The 18250-nt window shown below is 31.6% G+C and carries 15 protein-coding genes; 6 read left to right on the forward strand and 9 right to left on the reverse strand.

Annotated elements, in window-relative coordinates:
• The first annotated feature begins 109 nt into the window (after positions 1–109).
• The gene (locus BM296_RS03595) at positions 110–1615 is read left to right on the forward strand and encodes a S10 family peptidase (RefSeq protein ID WP_091901503.1); all 1506 of its coding nucleotides are present in this window, start codon (positions 110–112) and stop codon (positions 1613–1615) included.
• Positions 1616–1634: 19 nt separating this feature from the next.
• Here the strand turns inward: BM296_RS03595 and BM296_RS03600 are convergent, their stop codons facing one another.
• Together BM296_RS03600 and BM296_RS03605 are read right to left on the reverse strand one after the other, a co-directional pair.
• Complete coding sequence (locus BM296_RS03600; protein ID WP_091901505.1) at positions 1635–2270, reverse strand: hypothetical protein; 636 nt, start codon at positions 2268–2270, stop codon at positions 1635–1637.
• Between the two features lie 100 nt (positions 2271–2370).
• Positions 2371–3564, reverse strand: coding sequence for an SH3 domain-containing C40 family peptidase (locus BM296_RS03605; RefSeq protein ID WP_091901507.1), 1194 nt, complete (start codon positions 3562–3564; stop codon positions 2371–2373).
• A 56-nt stretch (positions 3565–3620) separates the two neighbouring features.
• On the opposite strand from BM296_RS03605, the gene dcm reads away from it, so the two are divergent.
• Together dcm and BM296_RS03615 are read left to right on the forward strand one after the other, a co-directional pair.
• Positions 3621–4850: a DNA (cytosine-5-)-methyltransferase gene (gene dcm / locus BM296_RS03610; protein ID WP_091901509.1), complete on the forward strand. Its 1230-nt coding sequence runs from the start codon at positions 3621–3623 to the stop codon at positions 4848–4850.
• Between the two features lie 140 nt (positions 4851–4990).
• A complete protein-coding gene (locus BM296_RS03615) occupies positions 4991–5365 on the forward strand; it encodes a hypothetical protein (protein ID WP_027065522.1) in 375 nt (124 codons plus the stop codon).
• Between the two features lie 51 nt (positions 5366–5416).
• Here the strand turns inward: BM296_RS03615 and BM296_RS03620 are convergent, their stop codons facing one another.
• Both BM296_RS03620 and rpiB read right to left on the reverse strand, forming a co-directional pair.
• Positions 5417–5860, reverse strand: coding sequence for a GNAT family N-acetyltransferase (locus tag BM296_RS03620; protein WP_027065521.1), 444 nt, complete (start codon positions 5858–5860; stop codon positions 5417–5419).
• 107 nt (positions 5861–5967) lie between these two features.
• The gene (gene rpiB / locus BM296_RS03625) at positions 5968–6399 is read right to left on the reverse strand and encodes a ribose 5-phosphate isomerase B (RefSeq protein ID WP_027065520.1); all 432 of its coding nucleotides are present in this window, start codon (positions 6397–6399) and stop codon (positions 5968–5970) included.
• 647 nt (positions 6400–7046) lie between these two features.
• Between rpiB and rnr the strand changes: the two genes are divergently transcribed.
• From rnr to BM296_RS03640, 3 genes are all read left to right on the forward strand, one after another.
• A complete protein-coding gene (rnr, locus tag BM296_RS03630) occupies positions 7047–9239 on the forward strand; it encodes a ribonuclease R (protein WP_091901511.1) in 2193 nt (730 codons plus the stop codon).
• Between the two features lie 84 nt (positions 9240–9323).
• Positions 9324–10001, forward strand: coding sequence for a head GIN domain-containing protein (locus BM296_RS03635; RefSeq protein WP_091901513.1), 678 nt, complete (start codon positions 9324–9326; stop codon positions 9999–10001).
• Between the two features lie 6 nt (positions 10002–10007).
• Positions 10008–10688 carry a LysE family translocator gene (locus BM296_RS03640; RefSeq protein ID WP_091901515.1) on the forward strand — a complete coding sequence of 227 codons (681 nt, stop codon included), beginning with the start codon at positions 10008–10010 and terminating at the stop codon, positions 10686–10688.
• A 47-nt stretch (positions 10689–10735) separates the two neighbouring features.
• Here BM296_RS03640 and BM296_RS03645 read toward each other — a convergent pair whose 3' ends face one another.
• The 5 genes from BM296_RS03645 to BM296_RS03665 form a co-directional block, all read right to left on the reverse strand.
• Positions 10736–11242 carry an OmpH/Skp family outer membrane protein gene (locus tag BM296_RS03645; protein WP_091901517.1) on the reverse strand — a complete coding sequence of 169 codons (507 nt, stop codon included), beginning with the start codon at positions 11240–11242 and terminating at the stop codon, positions 10736–10738.
• 238 nt (positions 11243–11480) lie between these two features.
• Positions 11481–12317, reverse strand: coding sequence for a class I SAM-dependent methyltransferase (locus BM296_RS03650; RefSeq protein ID WP_091901519.1), 837 nt, complete (start codon positions 12315–12317; stop codon positions 11481–11483).
• Between the two features lie 65 nt (positions 12318–12382).
• The gene (gene mnmG / locus BM296_RS03655) at positions 12383–14251 is read right to left on the reverse strand and encodes a tRNA uridine-5-carboxymethylaminomethyl(34) synthesis enzyme MnmG (protein WP_091901521.1); all 1869 of its coding nucleotides are present in this window, start codon (positions 14249–14251) and stop codon (positions 12383–12385) included.
• Positions 14252–14256: 5 nt separating this feature from the next.
• Positions 14257–14676: an rRNA maturation RNase YbeY gene (gene ybeY, locus BM296_RS03660; RefSeq protein WP_091901523.1), complete on the reverse strand. Its 420-nt coding sequence runs from the start codon at positions 14674–14676 to the stop codon at positions 14257–14259.
• Positions 14669–18154, reverse strand: a complete 3486-nt coding sequence (locus tag BM296_RS03665; RefSeq protein WP_091901525.1) for a DUF4175 family protein — start codon at positions 18152–18154, stop codon at positions 14669–14671. Before BM296_RS03665 ends, ybeY begins: the two co-directional genes overlap by 8 nt.
• Between the last annotated feature and the right edge of the window lie 96 nt (positions 18155–18250).

Below are 18250 nucleotides of genomic sequence, written 5' to 3' on the forward strand. Positions count from 1 at the left end.
ATGAGGCGATTATTAAGATGTATTCCAATCAATACCAGAATATCCGTTCATATATTATCATTACTTTTAAAAGTACAAACTAACAATACCATCAATACTTTTACTCAAAATGAGAAATCTACTATTATTAGCTACCAGCCTATTGTTTCTTCAATTTTCGCAAGCTCAAGAACCAAAAAAGGAAACTAAAAAGAAACCCATATCAGAAGCAAAATCTTTTATTACCAAGCACAAAGGGGTTTTTGGTGGTACAGCTATGGACTATACTACAACAGCTAAAGAAACTTTTTTAACCAATAAGGATGGCGATTCTATTGCTACATTTTGGTCTGTGGCGTATACAAAATCCAATATAGGAGATGTTACCAAAAGACCAGTTACGTTTGTATTTAACGGTGGTCCGGGTTCTGCATCAATGTGGTTACATATGGGATTTTTTGGACCTAAAATTGTAAAAGTAGATTCTGATGCTAAAAACGATGATGGTGCAGCACCTTACAATTTAGTAAACAATGAACATGGACTATTAGACATAACAGATTTGGTTTTTATAGATCCTGTAGGTACAGGCTATAGCAGATTAGTTGGCAAGGGTAAAGGAAAAGATTTTTACGGTTTAAAAGAAGATGTAGATTCATTTGCACAATTTATAAGAAAGTGGGTTACCGAAAACGAACGTTGGTTTTCTCCTAAATACTTAGCGGGTGAAAGTTATGGAACTACACGTGCTGCTGCACTTGGAAAAACCTTAGAGGGTTCTGGGCAAAATATGGCTTTAAATGGAATGATTTTAATTTCTCAAGCATTAGATTATGCCGGGTCTACTTCTGTAAAGAACAATATTACTTCATTCATTACTTATTTACCCAGCATGGCTGCTACTGCTTGGTATCATAAAAAAGCAGGTCAGGGCAAGTCTTTAGAAAGCTTTACACAAGAATGTAGAGATTTTACATACAACACCTATATACCTTCTTTGTATAAAGGCAATTCGTTAAGTGAAGTTGAAAAGAACACGATAGCAGAAAAACTATCTTATTTCACAGGGTTGGAAAAGAACTATATTCTACAATCTGATTTACGAATTTTAATGGGCCGTTTTCAAAAACAATTATTGTCTGACAAGGGTTTAGCCATTGGTAGATTAGATGGGCGGTTTATGGGTGATGAAGCTGATAAACTATCAGAAAATCCTCATTTGGGCGATGCTGCAAGTTATCAAATAAGTGCTGCCTATACTGCTAGCTTAAATCATTATTTTGCTTCAGAATTAAAGGTTAAAATGGATAGACCCTATATAACTTCTGGTGGTGGGTCTAATTGGAGATGGAGAACAGTACCCGATGGTAAATATTGGGAACCTATGCCTGTAAATACTGCTCCAGATTTAGGTGAAACTATGCGTAGAAATACTGCAATGAAAATAATGGTTGCAAGTGGATATTATGATTTAATTACTCCGTTTTTTGATGCAGAATATACTTTTGATAGAAATGGTATAGTAAAAGAACGTGTTGATATGAAATATTATGAAGCGGGCCATATGATGTATACACATGAGCCAGATTTAATAAAATTGAGCAAAGACATTCGTGAATTTATTGCTTCAGAATAGATAATTTAAAAAGGAATTATTACTGGTTTTTCTTTAGGATAACCGCCTGCTGCTCATTACACTTAAGATTGTAAAAGTTGACTATGTCCTTAACATGTTTTTTCTTAAACTCTTTGTTCTGAATCTTAGTTACTAAAACAGGACAATCAGAAAAATATTCTGATGCTGCATTTTTAAAATTTTTGCTAAAAAGTTGATTTGAGCCTAAATGCGTAATTTCTCCACTGTTTCCTTTACTTACATATAAATTGTTTATGTCGTAAAAGTTGCTGTGCATCATATTCATTTGACTATTTGCACCACCCACATACATTGGTGCTGAATAACCTCTTTGTTCAAGAACATATAAACTTACAGGTCCTATTTCTAGTTCTCTAACAACATTAAAAAAACCTTTGCGAATTTCTAAATAGATATACGTGGAAGGTTCTTCCCTATCGTTGATAACTACCTGTGCTAAATCTTCAAAATGATATCGTTGGGCTTTCTCTCTTTTTGCGTTTCTAAACTTTACTTGATCGCCATTTATAAGCTTGGCAAGACCATGAAGTTTCCTACCATCCTTAAAATATAATGTACCAACATCGTTTTGAGCAATAGTTGTAAATGATCCTAAAAAACAGCAGATTAAAACAAAGAATAACGTTTTTTTCATAGCAAGTTATTGATAGTGAACTATCATAAAACGAGCTTAACATAACAATGTTATAATTTTTATCTTAAAAACGATGAACTACCAATTCTATAAACTTAGGTTAATCTTTTAGAGGTTTAGTGATATTTAAATTCTTTAGTAGCGGATCTTCTTGATTTAATAATCGTTGCGTTCTTAAATAACGTCCAACATTAAATTCATCGTAATTTGGAGAATCTTTATCAACACTACTTATACGTACCATTTCAGATGCATGTATAAACTGATTATCACCAATCCACATACCAACATGAACTACCTTCTCTGAAGTTGTTTCTGTTGCTTTTCTTCCAAAGAACAACAAATCGCCTTTTTCTAATTTACTAAAATCTGAAACTGAATCTATTGGCATACCAGCATGTACTTGTTGTGATGCATCTCGTGGTATTACCATACCGTTTAAAAAGTAGATGGTTTTGGTATACCCACTACAATCAACTCCTTTGGTAGAAGTACCACCCCATAAATAAGGAACACCTATTAGAGTTCTTGAAGTTTCTATAAGTGAATCTGCTTGGTAATCTATGTTTGATAACCAAGTGTTATATTCTAGAGCCTCTTCTTTAGAAACATAAGCTTTTCTTCTATCTGGAAATTCTACTTCAAAAAAATTATCATCACTATTCAAAACTTTTAATAAGCTTCCTGCAACTAGATCAGACACTCTATTTTTAGCATCTATAGATGTAAATGCATGCCCATATGTATTAGTATAAATAATCTTTTCTGATGCTGTCCATTGCGCTACATCCTCTTCTGTCATCAACTGTATTCCACCTGGATCTACCCATGCTAAATACATATCTGGTGTTTGAATCAAATACCAATCTCCTTCTTTCTTTAAAACATTAACAACAGTCCCCAAAGTAGCTTGTGTTGCCAACTCTGCAGAGTGTTTTGGATTGCTTCTAAGGTTTGCTGCAGAAATGTTGATAATTGCTTTTGTCATACCTTCTAAATCATTAGCAGGTAATATTCTTACTTCATTCTTAGCTTTTATACCTTTTTCTTTTAAAACAATTTTCAATGAATCTATTGCTTTTGGCAAGTTGGTTTCGCCAACCAGAGTAAAACCTGATGGACCATCTAATACTTCTATATTAAAAAGAGCCGTTCGTTTATCTGGTGCAAATACATTCTTGACACCTTCAATTTCATTTGCCATCATTTTTTTTTCGTCCATATGTACGCCACATGCAGTATTTAAAGCAATCAAAATCAACACAAAAGTCTTCTGTAACAGTATTCTCTTCATCTCTAAAATAATTTCTAGTAGTATTTACCATGTGAAATTATGTAATTTTATCGCAAATGAAGAAACTAAAGGTCATAGAGCTTTTTGCAGGTGTTGGTGGATTTCGCTTAGGATTGGAGGATACTGATAGCTATGAGGTAGTTTGGAGCAATCAATGGGAACCCAGTACTAAAATACAGCATGCCTCAAAGGTTTATGAAGCTAGATTTGGACCCCAAAACCATCGCAATAAAGATATTTCTGAAGTGCCTACCAAGGATATTGCCGATGCAGATATTCTAGTTGGTGGTTTTCCCTGCCAAGATTACTCGGTTGCATCAACACTAAATAATTCTAAAGGTCTTATTGGTAAAAAAGGGGTTTTATGGTGGAGTATTCATAGAATTTTATCGGAAAAAAAGAACCCACCAAATTACCTATTTCTTGAAAATGTAGATCGATTACTAAAATCTCCTTCTAATCAACGCGGGAGAGATTTTGCCATAATGCTTAAAAGTTTAGATGACTTAGGTTATGCAGTAGAATGGCGGGTTATTAATGCTGCAGATTACGGAATGCCGCAAAGAAGAAGACGTATTTTTTTCTTAGGATACCATAAATCTACTCCGCTTTATAAACAATTTAAAAAAGCTACAGCCAAAGAGTGGATTTTTGAAAAGGGAACTATAGCAACCGCTTTTCCGATAACAAGCACTTCTTTAAAAATGACTTCTTTCGATATCACCGATAACTTAGTATCGCTATCTGAAAATTTTAATTTGGGTGAAAAATTATCTCCCTTTCAAAATACCGGCGTATTCATTAAAGGAAAAGTATACACCACTAAAACTACGGCTAGTTATATTGGTAAAAGAACAGTTTTAGCTGATGTTTTACAAAAAGGTCGTATACCTGAAGAATTCTACATTCCTGAAGAAGAACATGATAAATGGTATTATTTAAAAGGATCAAAAAAAGAAACCCGAACTTCTAAATCTGGTTTTGCTTATCATTATAATGAAGGTAATATGATTTTTCCTGATGCTCTAGACAATGCTTCAAGAACAATTATTACAGGGGAAGGTGGTAAAAGCGCATCAAGATTTAAACACGTTATCAATACTAAAAAAGGACTGCGCAGATTAACACCTGTTGAATTGGAACGCTTAAATATGTTCCCTGATAATCACACATTACTAGATGGTATTTCAAATACAAAAAGAGCATTTTTTATGGGTAATGCACTAGTAGTTGGTGTTGTAAAAAAAATTGGTGAAACCCTTGCCGAAAAAATTAAAACAACCTAGTTAATCTTCTTACTTTTCTTATTTTTTAGGATATACTTGTTTTTTAAAAAAACGTACTTCTTTTTAATTATTAACCACAACATATTGTTAATCAACGTTTAAAATTAGGAATTGTCCTTTTTTTTGTTATTTTATTAGGTATGGTAAAAGTAGAAAAGTCAGAAAATATAGAATTTTTAGAAAAATCAATTCAACATCTAGAAGCCACTGGGTTCGAGAATATAAAAGCTGATATGGAGGGTTACGAAACTCCTAAATCTTATTCTAGAAAAGGAAAAGAGGATAATATTACACCAGACATAGTAGCTATTAAAAATGGTAGAAAATATTATTTTGATATTAGTCTTAAATCTCCTAAAACGAGATTACTTAAATCTAAATGGCTCTTTTTAGATACCTTAAGTAGAATGAACTCTAACAGATTTAGAATTATTACTACCAGGGGCCATTATAAATTTACAGATAGTATGTTAGAGGATATTAATCTAACCAACAAAACACCAATTAAAATTTAAATATTCTATTTCAATAAAACTTATAAAAAAGCCCGCAAGTTGCGGGCTTTTTTATTTTTTGATCATTGCTATATGAGGTATACCGTCTTCTAAATACTCTTCTCCTGTTGCATTAAATCCTAAATCAGTATAAAATTTGGTAAGGTATTTTTGAGCTGAAATTTTTATTTCATTTTCACTAAAACGTTCTTCTACAGCTTTAATAGAAGCTTCCATAATTACTTTACCATAACCAAACTTTCTATGTTGTTTATGTACAGCTACTCTACCAATACTAGCCATATCAAAATAGATACCCGATTTAAAAATACGTGTATAAGCAACTACCTCATTATCATTTAGTCCTATAACATGAAGGGCCCTATCATCTTTACCATCTATATCTTGATAAACACAATCTTGTTCCACTACAAAAATCTCACTTCGCAATTGTAGTACTTTGTAAAGCTCTTGAATATCTAATTCTTTAAATTCTTTAATCTTAATATCTAGCATTAATTTGTTTATTTAACCAGTTATGTTCATATCTATAAACTAATAACTATTTAAAAATGAAATAGTTAAATATCTAATTTCAGGTTATTAACAATGTTAACAACAGATTATTGTAGTGGAATCTTTTCAATTCTGCGTTCATGCCTACCACCTTCAAAAGAAGTATTTAAAAAAGTAGAAACCATTTCAAGTGCTTGAGGTAGTGCTATATATCTAGCTGGTAAACTTAAAACGTTAGCATCATTATGTTCTCTAGCTAATTTAGTTATCTCTTTTGTCCAACATAAAGCAGCTCTAACATTTTGTTGTTTGTTTGCGGTCATACAAGCTCCATTACCACTACCACAGATTAAAATACCAAAATCTGCGTTACCACTTTCAACATCTAATGCAACGGGGTGCGCAAAATCAGGATAATCAACACTATTAGTGCCATCGGTACCATAATTTATAACTTCAACCTGTTTAGATTTTAATAGACCTATAATAGCTAACTTATATTCTGTACCAGCGTGATCGTTTCCAATAGCTATTTTCATATGCGTAATATTTAAAGGTTAATTGTTCATGATTTATATCCAGTGGGGGTGGAACTAAACCATGCTAAAGGTACAATAATCAGCGTTTCACAACAAAATTAGAGGGGTTGACAACAATAGTTACCTAGTAAATAATAATAATTGTTAATTAGTATGTTATAAGCAAGATTACTTCCTGCATAAATTGTTTAGAAAAAGTTGCTTAAAAATTTGGTTATTAAAGTTGACATCTGCTTACACTTTTAATCTACTTAACACGAATTTAAATATTATAAAGTGTTAGATGATTTTCATCAAATTAACAACCCTAGTTAACATTAAAATTACATTTAGTTATTAATAAATTCATGTTAATAGCAGTTATAAACCACGTTTAATAACTTCTCAAAATACTGATTCTCAATTGTAGATTATAAAAATAGATCGTCAACAAGTATTAGTATCTCATAATGTCAAGTAATATCCAAATAAGTTATTGCAGATATTAACAAGCTATAATAATCATTAATATTTAATTTAATTTAAAAGAAAAAATGCCATTTATGATATATATGTTAATAACAACTTATTTACTTAACTTTTCAATAAGAAGTAGACTAACAGGTAGTGAATTATAATTCGTAATTTTCCAATAAATTAAAAGTTTAATGTCAAAAAGAAATAAGAAGGCGAATAATCATAAAAAGAACGAAATTACCAAGGGTATTTTTACCGTTCTAGAGAAGGACCCGAATAAAAGTTTCAACTATAAGCAGATTGCTGCTAAGATTAATATTACAGAAGCTCAAGATAGAAATACCCTGATTAAAAGATTAACGGAGCTTAAAGAGAAAAAAAGAATTCAAGAAGTAGAAAGAGGTCAGTATAAAGTTTTAGAAAATACAAAATCTTACTACGAAGGCACAGTAGATGTTACAGGTAAAGGAAATGCCTATATTGTTGTTGATGGTATGGATGATGATATATTTATCCCTGCCAATAAATTAAACAAAGCTTTTCATAAAGATAAAGTAGAAGTTTATATCTACCCGAGAAGTAAAAGTAAAAAACTTGAAGGTGAGATAGTTAAAGTACTTGAAAGATACAAAACCACCTTTGTTGGTATTGTTGATATGCAAAAGACTTTTGCTTTTGTAAGACCTTCTGACTTTAGAATGTATACCGATATTTTTGTTTCTAAAGATAAATTAGGTGATGCAAAAGATGGTGAAAAAGTACTGGTAGAAATTACAGATTGGCCAGATGATGTTGATTCTCCCTTTGGTAAAGTAACAGAGGTCTTAGGTATACCTGGAGAACATGATACTGAAATTCATTCAATTCTGGCTGAATACGGTTTACCATATTCTTTTCCTGCAGATGTTCAGAATTTTGCTGATGGATTAGATACAAGTATAAAAGAGGAAGATATTAAAAAACGTAGAGATGTACGTGATGTGCTCACATTTACTATAGATCCAAAAGATGCCAAGGATTTTGATGATGCATTATCTTTTCAAAAATTAGAAAATGGGAATTATGAGATAGGTATTCATATTGCCGATGTATCTCATTACTTACAAAAGAATACTATTTTAGATGATGAAGCTTATGAAAGAGCTACATCTGTATATTTAGTTGATCGTGTGGTACCTATGTTACCAGAGGTTCTTTCTAATAATGCATGTTCACTAAGACCTAATGAAGAGAAATATACCTTTTCGGCCATTTTTGAACTGGATACTAATGCAATAATAAGAAATCAATGGTTTGGTAGAACTGTAATTGATTCTAACGAACGTTTTGCCTATGAAGAGGCTCAATATATCATTGAGACCGGTAGCGGCGATATACCGCAAGATATATCTATAAGAGATGCTGCTTATACAGTTTCTAAAGATGTTGTTGAGGCTACTTTGGAAATGGATAGATTAGCTAAAATTATGAGAGATAAACGTATGGATCAAGGAGCATTATCCTTTGATAAAGTTGAAGTACGTTTTAATTTAGATGAAAACAGTAATCCAATAGGTGTTTACTTCAAAGAATCTAAAGATGCTAATAAGCTTATAGAGGAGTTTATGCTGCTAGCGAATAGAAAAGTGGCAGAATTTATTGGAAAACAAAAACCTAAAAAGACTTTTGTTTATAGAATTCATGACGATCCAGACCCAGATAAATTAATGGCTTTGAATGGTATCGTCTCTAAATTTGGTCATAAATTAGATTTCAAGGATAAGAAATCTATAAGTTCTTCTTTAAACCAATTACTACAAGATGTAAAAGGCAAAAAAGAACAGAATATGGTAGATACGCTAACAATACGTAGTATGAGTAAAGCTATTTATACAATTGATAATATTGGTCATTATGGTTTAGCTTTTGATTATTATACTCATTTTACTTCTCCTATTCGTAGGTATCCAGATGTGATGGTGCATAGATTATTACAGCATTATTTAGATGGTGGTAGTTCTGCCAATGCAGAGGAGTTTGAAAAGAAATGTAAGCATTCTTCAGATATGGAGTACTTGGCTTCTAGCGCAGAGAGAGATTCTATTAAGTACATGCAGATTAAATTCATGCAAGATCATAAAGATGAAGAGTTCCGTGGTGTTATTAGTGGAGTTACCGAGTGGGGAATTTATGTGGAAATCATAGCTAACAAATGTGAGGGAATGATTCGTATTAGAGACATAAAAGGAGATTATTATATCTTTGATGAGAAGCAATATGCTATTATTGGTGAACGTACCAAAAAGAAATATACTTTAGGTGACGAGATAACTGTTATGGTTAAGAGTACCGATTTAGTTAAAAGGCATTTAGATTTTGCTTTGATTCCGGATAGTAATAAATAGTTTGGAATAGATTTTGGTATATGATGGCTGAATAGGAAAAACTATTGTTAAAAAAGTTTTTCTACAAAAATTACACGTAAAAGAATGAAACAAGTTTTAGTAATAATGTTTCTCTTAGGATGTCTTTTGGTTACTGGCCAGGATAATAAGATTACCCAAAGTTTAGAACCTTTTAAAGAATTGAAAGGATTTGATGGGTTATCCATTAACTTAATAAAGTCTACAGAAAATAAAGTAATCATATCAGGTGAAAATACTGATAAGGTAGCTATCGTTAATAACGAAGGTGTTTTAAAAATCCGAATGCAAATCGGTAAAATCTTTAGTGGATATAAAACCTTTGTAGATTTATATTATGCTGGCGATATTTTGGTGATAGATGTCAATGAAGATGCTAGAATTGTAACTGAAGATTTAATTCAACAAGATGTATTAGAGTTAAAAGCTCAAGAAGGTGGAGAATTAATAGTTAGTGCCAATGTTGAACAGATGTTAATAAAGTCCGTTTCTGGTGGAATAATAAGAACTACTGGTACTTCTAATCTACAAGATGTTCAAATAAACACTGGTGGTGTTTATGAAGGTAAAAATTTTGAAACGAATTTTTCAACTATCAATGTAAATGCAGGATCACGGGCGGAGATTAATGCTAGGGATTATGTGAAGGCTACGGTTAAAGCTGGTGGTGAGGTATTAGTATTTGGTAATCCAAAAAAGTTAGAAGAAAAAACAGTTTTTGGTGGTACAATTAAAAGAATGTAATAGTAAATGTTAGAAGATATACAGGCAGCAATTCCCTTAGGTTTTTTCTTAAGTTTTATGGTAGGTCCTGTATTCTTTGTTCTTTTACAAACAAGTGCTGTTAAAGGATTTAGAGCTGCTATAACTTTTGATTTAGGTGTTTTATTAGCTGATATTCTCTTTATATTAGTTGCTTATTTTAGTAGTTTTCAACTTCTAGAAAACTTAAGTAACCAACCGGGTTTATATGTTTTTGGTGGTGTTATTCTTTTGATTTACGGACTTTTTACTTTTTTTAAAGTTGATAAAAAGGTTATACCGGTGGAGTCTAAAAAAATTAGAAAATCAGATTTTTTTAGTCTTTTTATAAAAGGTTTTTTGCTGAACTTTATTAATATTGGAGTATTAGTATTTTGGTTAGGTATAATTATTATTGTTGGTCCCAGTTTAGATAATGAACCCAATCGTTTCTTTACTTTTTTCTCCACGGTACTCCTATCCTATTTTGTAACTGACATTTTCAAAATACTCTTAGCAAAGCAATTAAAGCGTAAGTTAACTCCTGCTAGGATATTATTAGTTAAAAAAATTATAGGTATCATCCTTATTATATGTGGACTAGTTCTTGTCGTTAAAGGTTTTTTACCTAAGAATAAGTTTAATATTGAACATGAGTTGGAAAGATTTGAAACCAATATTATAGAATAAAAAAAGCCGGCTATTAACCGGCTTTTTTTATTCTATATAAGTTTTTATTATTTCTTGTATTTATCGTTAAGAAGCTTAACAATATCAGCTGTAAGGTCATTGTCCTCTGTACCGTACAGTACACTACCACCATCTCCTCCACCTAAAATATAAGAGTATCCATTAGATTTTCCGTAAGCTTTAATTTCTTCTTTTACTTTAGAAACTATGCTGTCCATTTCAGTTTGACCTTCCATTTGTAATTGTTGGTCTTGCTGTTGAAGTTGTTGACCAATAATTTGTCCTTTCTGTTGCATAGCGGCATATTCCTCTTGAGCTTTTGATTGAGACATAGATTGTGCTTTTGTTTGGAATGCTTGCGCTTCCATTTGAAAAGCTTGAGATATACTATCTCGGGTTTTAGCTAAGGCATCTGCCTTTACTTTGAATTTAGATTCAACATCAATTTTTTGTTGATATTCATCCATCAATTTTACGTTATCTACGTAACCAATTTTTTCTTGTTGACAAGAAGCTAATAATGCAATAGCTAAAATTACAATTAGGTTTTTCATTTTTTTATTTTTGTGAGTTGCAAAAGTAATAAAGGTTTTAGAATGTAATTGTTTTAAAATTGATAATAGTAATGTGATTTTTGATTAAATAAGATATTCTTATATTAAATATTATTATAATAAATAAATCTTATTTTAAGTAGCTATTTTAAGTTGTATTTAATAGCTTTTTATAAAATTTATGATTAAGAGTATGATAATGGATTCAAATCTCCTTAAATCGTTTTAAAATGGCTTTTTACTTCTTTTTAAGGATGTATATAAGAGAAGAATACTCACCATTTGATTTTGCCTTAATATTTGATATCAAACCTCTGTAAAATGCTTTTAGATAGTTTGACTTTCCATTTTTGTATTTCTCGGATAAAAGAGAAACATAAAAAGAATCAAAATACATAGGTAGTGTTTTAGTTACTTTGAAATTATGTTTCTCAAATAGTATTTTAATTGCATCTTGTGAGAAGTGCCATAAATGTCTAGGCGTATCATATGCTGCCCAAAATTCTTTATAATGTTTTGCATCATAGGATTTATAATTTGGTACCGCTATAATTAAAATTCCATTGTCATCTAACTTTGTTTTAATAAGAGATATTTTTTCGTTTAAATTAGGCAGGTGTTCTAGTACATGCCATAAACTTATTATATTAAATTGTCTGTTTGGTAAATCTTCTAAGCTCTTATATATTTTAAGGTTTTTATTTGATGCTTTATTTCTTGCATTCTGATTAACCTCTACCCCAACAGTATTCCAATTTTTATTTTTCGCATAAGCTAAGAATTCACCTGTACCACATCCAATATCTAAAAGGCTTTTCTCATCTAATGAATATTGGTCGATTAGTTTTACCTTTTCGTTTAATGTTATTTTTTTTACTTGTTGATATACTTTTTCTATAACACTATTTTTATCATCTGAATGAGAAATATAGTTTTTAGGGTCGTAATATTTTTCTATATTTTCTGGTTGTGGTTCAGTTATTAGCATGTCGGATTCTTTATCAAAAATTAGATTGAAATATTCCTGGCTTACTAAATAGTCTTTTGTTTTGAATTTTATTTTTTTATCAAGCATATTTGGCTTGGTTGATGTATTTGATATTGATTAAATTTTCAATGTTCCACGTGGAACAATTTGTCCTACCTTCCGAGATATACTAAAAGAACACTGATGTCGCTTGGTGTAACTCCGCTAATTCTTGATGCTTGTGAAATTGTAACAGGTTGAATTTTTGTCATTTTTTCTCTTGCCTCAAATGACAAAGATTTCAATTTTGAGTAATCAAAATTGACTGGAATCTTTACAGCTTCTAGTCTATGTAGCTTGTCTGCATTTACTTTTTCCTTTGCTATATATCCTGAGTATTTAATTTGTACTTCTGCTTGTTCTAATATTTCGCTATCAAAATTGTTTTCTTTTACAAAGTTCGAAACATCTTCTAGTTGCAACATGTGGTCCATGGTAACGTTAGGTCTTGAAAATGCTTTGTACATTTTATCAGATTGTTTTACTAAAGAAGAATCAACGCTTTCAAAAATGGGATTAATATCTTTAGGAAGTACACTAGTTTCTCTAAAGAAGTTAACTAATGCTTCAGATTGCTCTAATTTTTCTTCCATCCTTTTCATGCGAGTATCTGTGGCTAAACCTATAGAATGACTTAATGGTGTTAATCTTAAATCGGCATTATCTTGTCTTAACAATGTTCTATATTCTGCCCTAGAAGTAAACATTCTATATGGTTCTTCTGTGCCTTTGGTAATTAGGTCATCTATAAGAACACCAATGTAGGCTTCATCTCTTTTTAATATTAAAGCATCTTTTTCTTGCAGTTTTAAATGTGCATTTATCCCAGCCATTAAACCTTGAGAAGCTGCTTCTTCGTAACCTGTAGTTCCATTAATTTGACCAGCGAAATATAAATTTTCAACTAGCTTAGTTTCTAAGGTATGTTTCAACTGAGTTGGTGGAAAGTAATCATATTCTATTGCATAACCTGGTCTAAAGAATTTTACGTTTTCAAAACCAACAACAGATCTTAATGCTTTAAACTGTACATCTTCTGGTAAAGAAGTTGAAAATCCGTTCACATAGACTTCTACAGTTTCCCAACCTTCTGGTTCAATAAACATTTGGTGACTGTCTTTATCTGCGAATCTGTTTATTTTATCTTCTATGGATGGACAATACCTTGGTCCTAAACTTTTAATTCTCCCATTGAACATTGGTGATCTATCAAATCCTTCTCTCAATAAATCATGTACCATGGCACTGGTATGTGTCATGTAACAATCTCGTTGATGAGTTAATGGTTTTGTTTTGGTATAAGAAAATTTTTCAGGGATAACATCTCCTGGTTGTACAATCATTTTAGAATAATCTAAGGATCTACCATCCACTCTTGGTGGTGTGCCGGTTTTCATTCTCCCACTTTCAAATCCTAATTCAACTAGTTGTTCGGTTATTCCTGTAGCTGCTCTTTCACCTGCTCTACCTCCACCAAATTGTTTTTCACCAATATGTATCAATCCATTTAGGAATGTTCCGTTAGTTAAAACAACAGATTTTGATTTTATATTTATTCCTAAGGATGTTTTAACTCCAACAACTTTATTGTTTTCTATTAACAATCCAGATACCATTTCCTGATAAAAATCTACGTTTTCCGTTCTTTCTAACATTAAACGCCATTCTTCTGCAAATCGCATTCTGTCATTTTGGGTTCTTGGACTCCACATTGCAGGACCCTTAGATTTGTTAAGCATCTTAAATTGTATAGCAGATTTGTCTGATACAATTCCGCTATAACCTCCTAGAGCGTCAATCTCTCTAACAATTTGCCCTTTAGCAATTCCTCCCATGGCTGGGTTACATGACATCTGTCCAATATTTTGCAGATTCATGGTTACTAATAAGGTTTTTGAACCCAAGTTTGCAGCTGCTGCTGCCGCTTCTGCACCGGCGTGTCCTCCGCCAACTACAATTACATCATATTCTTCTTCAAACATATCTTCTATTGTTCCACGTGGAACAGCTTTATTTTTTCTTCTTCTTTAGCGCGCATTTCGGTAGTAGCTGTATCCGATTTATCCGAATAACCCATAAGATGTAAAACCCCATGGATCATTACGCGCTTTAATTCGTTCTCAAAAGTTACATTAAATTCTGTTGCGTTCTCTTTAACTCGATCAATGGAAATGTATAAGTCTCCAGAAATATTTTTTCCAGATACATAGTCAAACGTAATAATGTCGGTTAAATAATCGTGTTGTAGGTAATCTTGGTTGATTTTAAGTAGATAATCATCGTCGCAAAAAATGTAATTCAATTCTTGAATTTTATATCCTTCCGTTTGGCAAGATGCTGTTATCCATAAATTGAATTTCTCCTCTACATCTAATTTAAAATCGCTTAGGTAATTATAATTAATCATTTGCTTTAAAATACTCTTTAACCTTTGTTTGAAAATTTTGCCGCAAAGGTAAGCTTTGCCTATTTAAAATTTCAACTTCATTATGATAATTATCTAATAATGAGGGTTTAGTAGTAATGGGGTTTGTGAAATCTTTAGTATTTCTACTACTTTCTCTTTCAGATTTCTCCCCTTGTTTTAAAGCTGCGTTTTCTAATTTTAATAATTCGTATTGTATAGTGTTGACTTTGTTGATAGTACGTTGTGTAATTCCGTTTTCTAGCAAGTCGTTCTCAAAATCTTCCATTTGTTTAATAAGCTTTTGACCAAGTTTTTGATCACCGCTATTAATCATATTTTTTAATTGATTTTCTAATTCTTGTCTGATTTTTTGTTGACTTTGGTAGATTTCGTAAATTTCTTTTAACTCAGCTTCACTTATTGAACCTTGTCCCTCCCCACCATTTATACCGTTTTGTCCATTTCCTTTCCCATCATTTCCACCTTTTCCATCTTTGCCGGCTTTTCCATTTCCCTTTCCTCCATTTTCACCTTCATTTTTTCCCTCGCCAGTTCCTTGCCCGCTCTTTCCATTAGCGCCTTGTTTTCCACCATCTCCTTTCTCCCCATTTTCACCCTGTTTTCCTTCACCCTGTTTTCCTTCCTTGCCTTCTTTTCCGGAATCACCTTGCTGACCCATTTTTTCTCCCAATTCCTGTTGACCTTTTATAATATCTGGTAATTGAAATCCACCTTCGCTTTGTCCAGAACCTTTTCCCATTTGCATACTTTCTTGCATATTATCCATAACTCCTGCTAGGAAATCCGCAAGACTATTTGCAGCTGTTAGAACATATTTTTGATGGGATATCCCTTGAAACATCTGTCCATCGGCCATTGTTTCTAATGATTTATCGATATTGTAATAGACTTCAGTAATTTGCTCGTTCACAAATTCAGAAAGTTCTGCCTGTCTAAGTGATAGCGCGAAAAGGCTGTCATCTACATGTTCAAAAAGACCCCTTAATTCATTTTGGTCACGAACTGTTTCTGAATATTGAGTAGCATCTTGGTCTTCTCGTGCAGTAAGTTTATCAAAGAGCGTCTCTTGTTTAAATGAAAATATGATAAGGTTATCAAGAATTTGTCGAAGCATTTCTGCATCTTCGGCAACAGATGAACCACCTCCACCTCCAGAAGAGGATTCTCCTAATTGTTCACTCATTTCCTTCATTTTATCCGCAGCAGATTTTTGTTTTTTACTCGCGTCAGATTTTGATTTGGATTCTGATGATTCTTCAGAATCTTTTTCTTTTTCTAGTTGTTTAAGCGCATCGTTTAGGTCTTCCTTTACTGCTTCTTTCTTAGCATTATCTAATTTTAGATCAATCGGATTTTTTAGCTTTTCATTGTCTCTTTTTAGGTCATTCAATTCTTCTGAAATCTTTTGAAATTCATCATTTAATTTTTCTTGTTTTTCAGGAGTATTTTCTTCTTTATTTTTTTTAGATAATTCTTCTTCCTTCTTAGCAATCTCTTCTAAATCTCTTGCTAATTGCGAAGCTTTTTCAGTAACATAATACCGTTTGGTCAATTCTAATAATTGCTCTAAACTTCTTTCACTATTTTGTTGCTTCTTTCCCAGTTCTTCTAGGCGTTTAGTTAAATCTTCCTTTTTGATTTTATCAGCAACTTTATTTAATTCTTCTAGAAGTTTTTGATTCTTTTTGGCTTCTTGTTCTTGACGTTCTAATCGCTCTTGTAACAATTGGTTTAATTTGTTATCCTTATTTTCATTATTTAGATTTTCTTTTAATTCCCGACTAAATTTTTGCATCTGTTCTTCTTGACGCTCTTGCTTTTTTAAGTAGTCTTTTATTTGAGTTTTATCATTAAAATTTAGACTGGTTTTTTCTTTCTGATTTTGGTTAATTTCTTTCAAAGATTCTTTTTGTTCTTTAGAACGTTCTAGAGAATTATCTAAATCTTTAATTAATGATTGTTGAGACTCAAGTTCGTTGTTTTTAAGTTGATTTTCATCCAGCAATACTCGTTGGTATATTTGACTTTTTGTTTTCTTACCATTATGTATTGCATCATTGTCAGTTACTTGAAAATAGAAATCGTAATTTTTTCCGGCTTCTATTTCTAACCCAGATGGAAAGGTGTAATAAAATTGTTGGTAGTTATTATTTGGTTTGGTAAGACTAATTGATTTTGACTCGTTTTCATTTCCAACCTCAAAATAAATTACATCTATATTAGTTAATCCGTAATCATCAGTTGCACTTCCTATATAGTATGATACATTCGGATTTATAGAATCCAAAACCTGATTCACTTTAATTGTAGGATAGCTATCTTTAATAACTTTAAAATCATAAGATAGTCGCTCATAATCTTGTGCGTTTTGGTTGGTGGTGGTTAATTCATAATTAAGGTTATTGTATACACGTTTTTCAATTGAAAACGTGTTTTCATCCTTATTAAATGGAATTATAGTGTCATTGGTTACTAGATTAATCTTATCGGTATTTTCTCCTAATATTTTCCAAGTAATTTTTGTCCCTTCTGGTATTACTGCGTTTCCGGTGCTTTTTATAGTTTCGTTTTTCTTTTTTAAATAGGAAGGATATGTTAAATCCATAATGAAATCTACAATAGAAGGAGTTTCTAATGCTATAAGGGAGTATTCTCTTGATGTAACTTCATTTGCACTGAAATTGAAGTTTGTGGTAGTAAGTGGCGGTGAAAAAGTATACTCAAAAAATCCATTTTGTTGTTGTAATAAAATTGATTTTCCATCAATTACAATAAATACATTTTCTGGTTTTACACTTCCTTTTGTAGCAACTTGAATAGTAAAAGATTCGTCTTGTAAAGTGCTTAGGTTATTTGTTAAAATTTCAAACTGAAATGGTGCAGGTTTTTCGTAAGCCATTTCATAATTAACAACACGCTCATAGGTTCCAAAAAAGTTATTCCAATTCCCAGAGATATATAATACCCCAATAATAAGAAGTGGGATAATTGCATACTTCAAATATTTTAATGAATCCTTAAAATTTATGGCACTAGAAAAAGGAATGGTATCCATTTGTTTGGACCGTTGAGCAATACTTGCCAATAAAAGTTCTGATTGTTGAGGATTTTCGGCTAGGTCTAATAAATTTTTAAGCTTATCTCCTACTTCTGGGAAGTGCTTGCCTATAATTGTAGCGGCATCTTTTGGACCAATTCCCTTTTTTAATTTTAGAAGATAAAAAATAGGAGTAAGTATATATTTAAAGAGTAAAAAGAGTTCGACACCTATAAAAATGGCAAATAATACCAATCGGCCTGTTGTATTTAACCATAGGTAGTACTCTATGCCTAATATTATCAGAAAAAACAACAATCCAAATGCAAAAAACAATAATACTCCTTTTAAAAGTACTTGAGAATAATGCTTTTGAATGAACTGATTTAACCGGTCTAAAATGTGCTTATAGTCTTGCAATTGCGTTTTTTATACCAAGATAACGGATTAAAAGACTGATTAGTAGGAATTATTTGTTAAAAGGAATTTCTAATCATTAACTGTTTATAAGAAAAA

This window comes from Maribacter stanieri, assembly GCF_900112245.1.
Taxonomy (GTDB): domain Bacteria; phylum Bacteroidota; class Bacteroidia; order Flavobacteriales; family Flavobacteriaceae; genus Maribacter; species Maribacter stanieri.

What these genes read in the sequence shown, in the direction of transcription:
- BM296_RS03595 (WP_091901503.1), top strand. Translation starts at nt 110, where the DNA reads ATGAGAAATCTACTATTATTAGCTACCAGCCTATTGTTTCTTCAATTT.
- BM296_RS03600 (WP_091901505.1), bottom strand. Translation starts at nt 2,270, where the DNA reads ATGAAAAAAACGTTATTCTTTGTTTTAATCTGCTGTTTTTTAGGATCA.
- BM296_RS03605 (WP_091901507.1), bottom strand. Translation starts at nt 3,564, where the DNA reads ATGAAGAGAATACTGTTACAGAAGACTTTTGTGTTGATTTTGATTGCT.
- dcm (WP_091901509.1), top strand. Translation starts at nt 3,621, where the DNA reads ATGAAGAAACTAAAGGTCATAGAGCTTTTTGCAGGTGTTGGTGGATTT.
- BM296_RS03615 (WP_027065522.1), top strand. Translation starts at nt 4,991, where the DNA reads ATGGTAAAAGTAGAAAAGTCAGAAAATATAGAATTTTTAGAAAAATCA.
- BM296_RS03620 (WP_027065521.1), bottom strand. Translation starts at nt 5,860, where the DNA reads ATGCTAGATATTAAGATTAAAGAATTTAAAGAATTAGATATTCAAGAG.
- rpiB (WP_027065520.1), bottom strand. Translation starts at nt 6,399, where the DNA reads ATGAAAATAGCTATTGGAAACGATCACGCTGGTACAGAATATAAGTTA.
- rnr (WP_091901511.1), top strand. Translation starts at nt 7,047, where the DNA reads ATGTCAAAAAGAAATAAGAAGGCGAATAATCATAAAAAGAACGAAATT.
- BM296_RS03635 (WP_091901513.1), top strand. Translation starts at nt 9,324, where the DNA reads ATGAAACAAGTTTTAGTAATAATGTTTCTCTTAGGATGTCTTTTGGTT.
- BM296_RS03640 (WP_091901515.1), top strand. Translation starts at nt 10,008, where the DNA reads ATGTTAGAAGATATACAGGCAGCAATTCCCTTAGGTTTTTTCTTAAGT.
- BM296_RS03645 (WP_091901517.1), bottom strand. Translation starts at nt 11,242, where the DNA reads ATGAAAAACCTAATTGTAATTTTAGCTATTGCATTATTAGCTTCTTGT.
- BM296_RS03650 (WP_091901519.1), bottom strand. Translation starts at nt 12,317, where the DNA reads ATGCTTGATAAAAAAATAAAATTCAAAACAAAAGACTATTTAGTAAGC.
- mnmG (WP_091901521.1), bottom strand. Translation starts at nt 14,251, where the DNA reads ATGTTTGAAGAAGAATATGATGTAATTGTAGTTGGCGGAGGACACGCC.
- ybeY (WP_091901523.1), bottom strand. Translation starts at nt 14,676, where the DNA reads ATGATTAATTATAATTACCTAAGCGATTTTAAATTAGATGTAGAGGAG.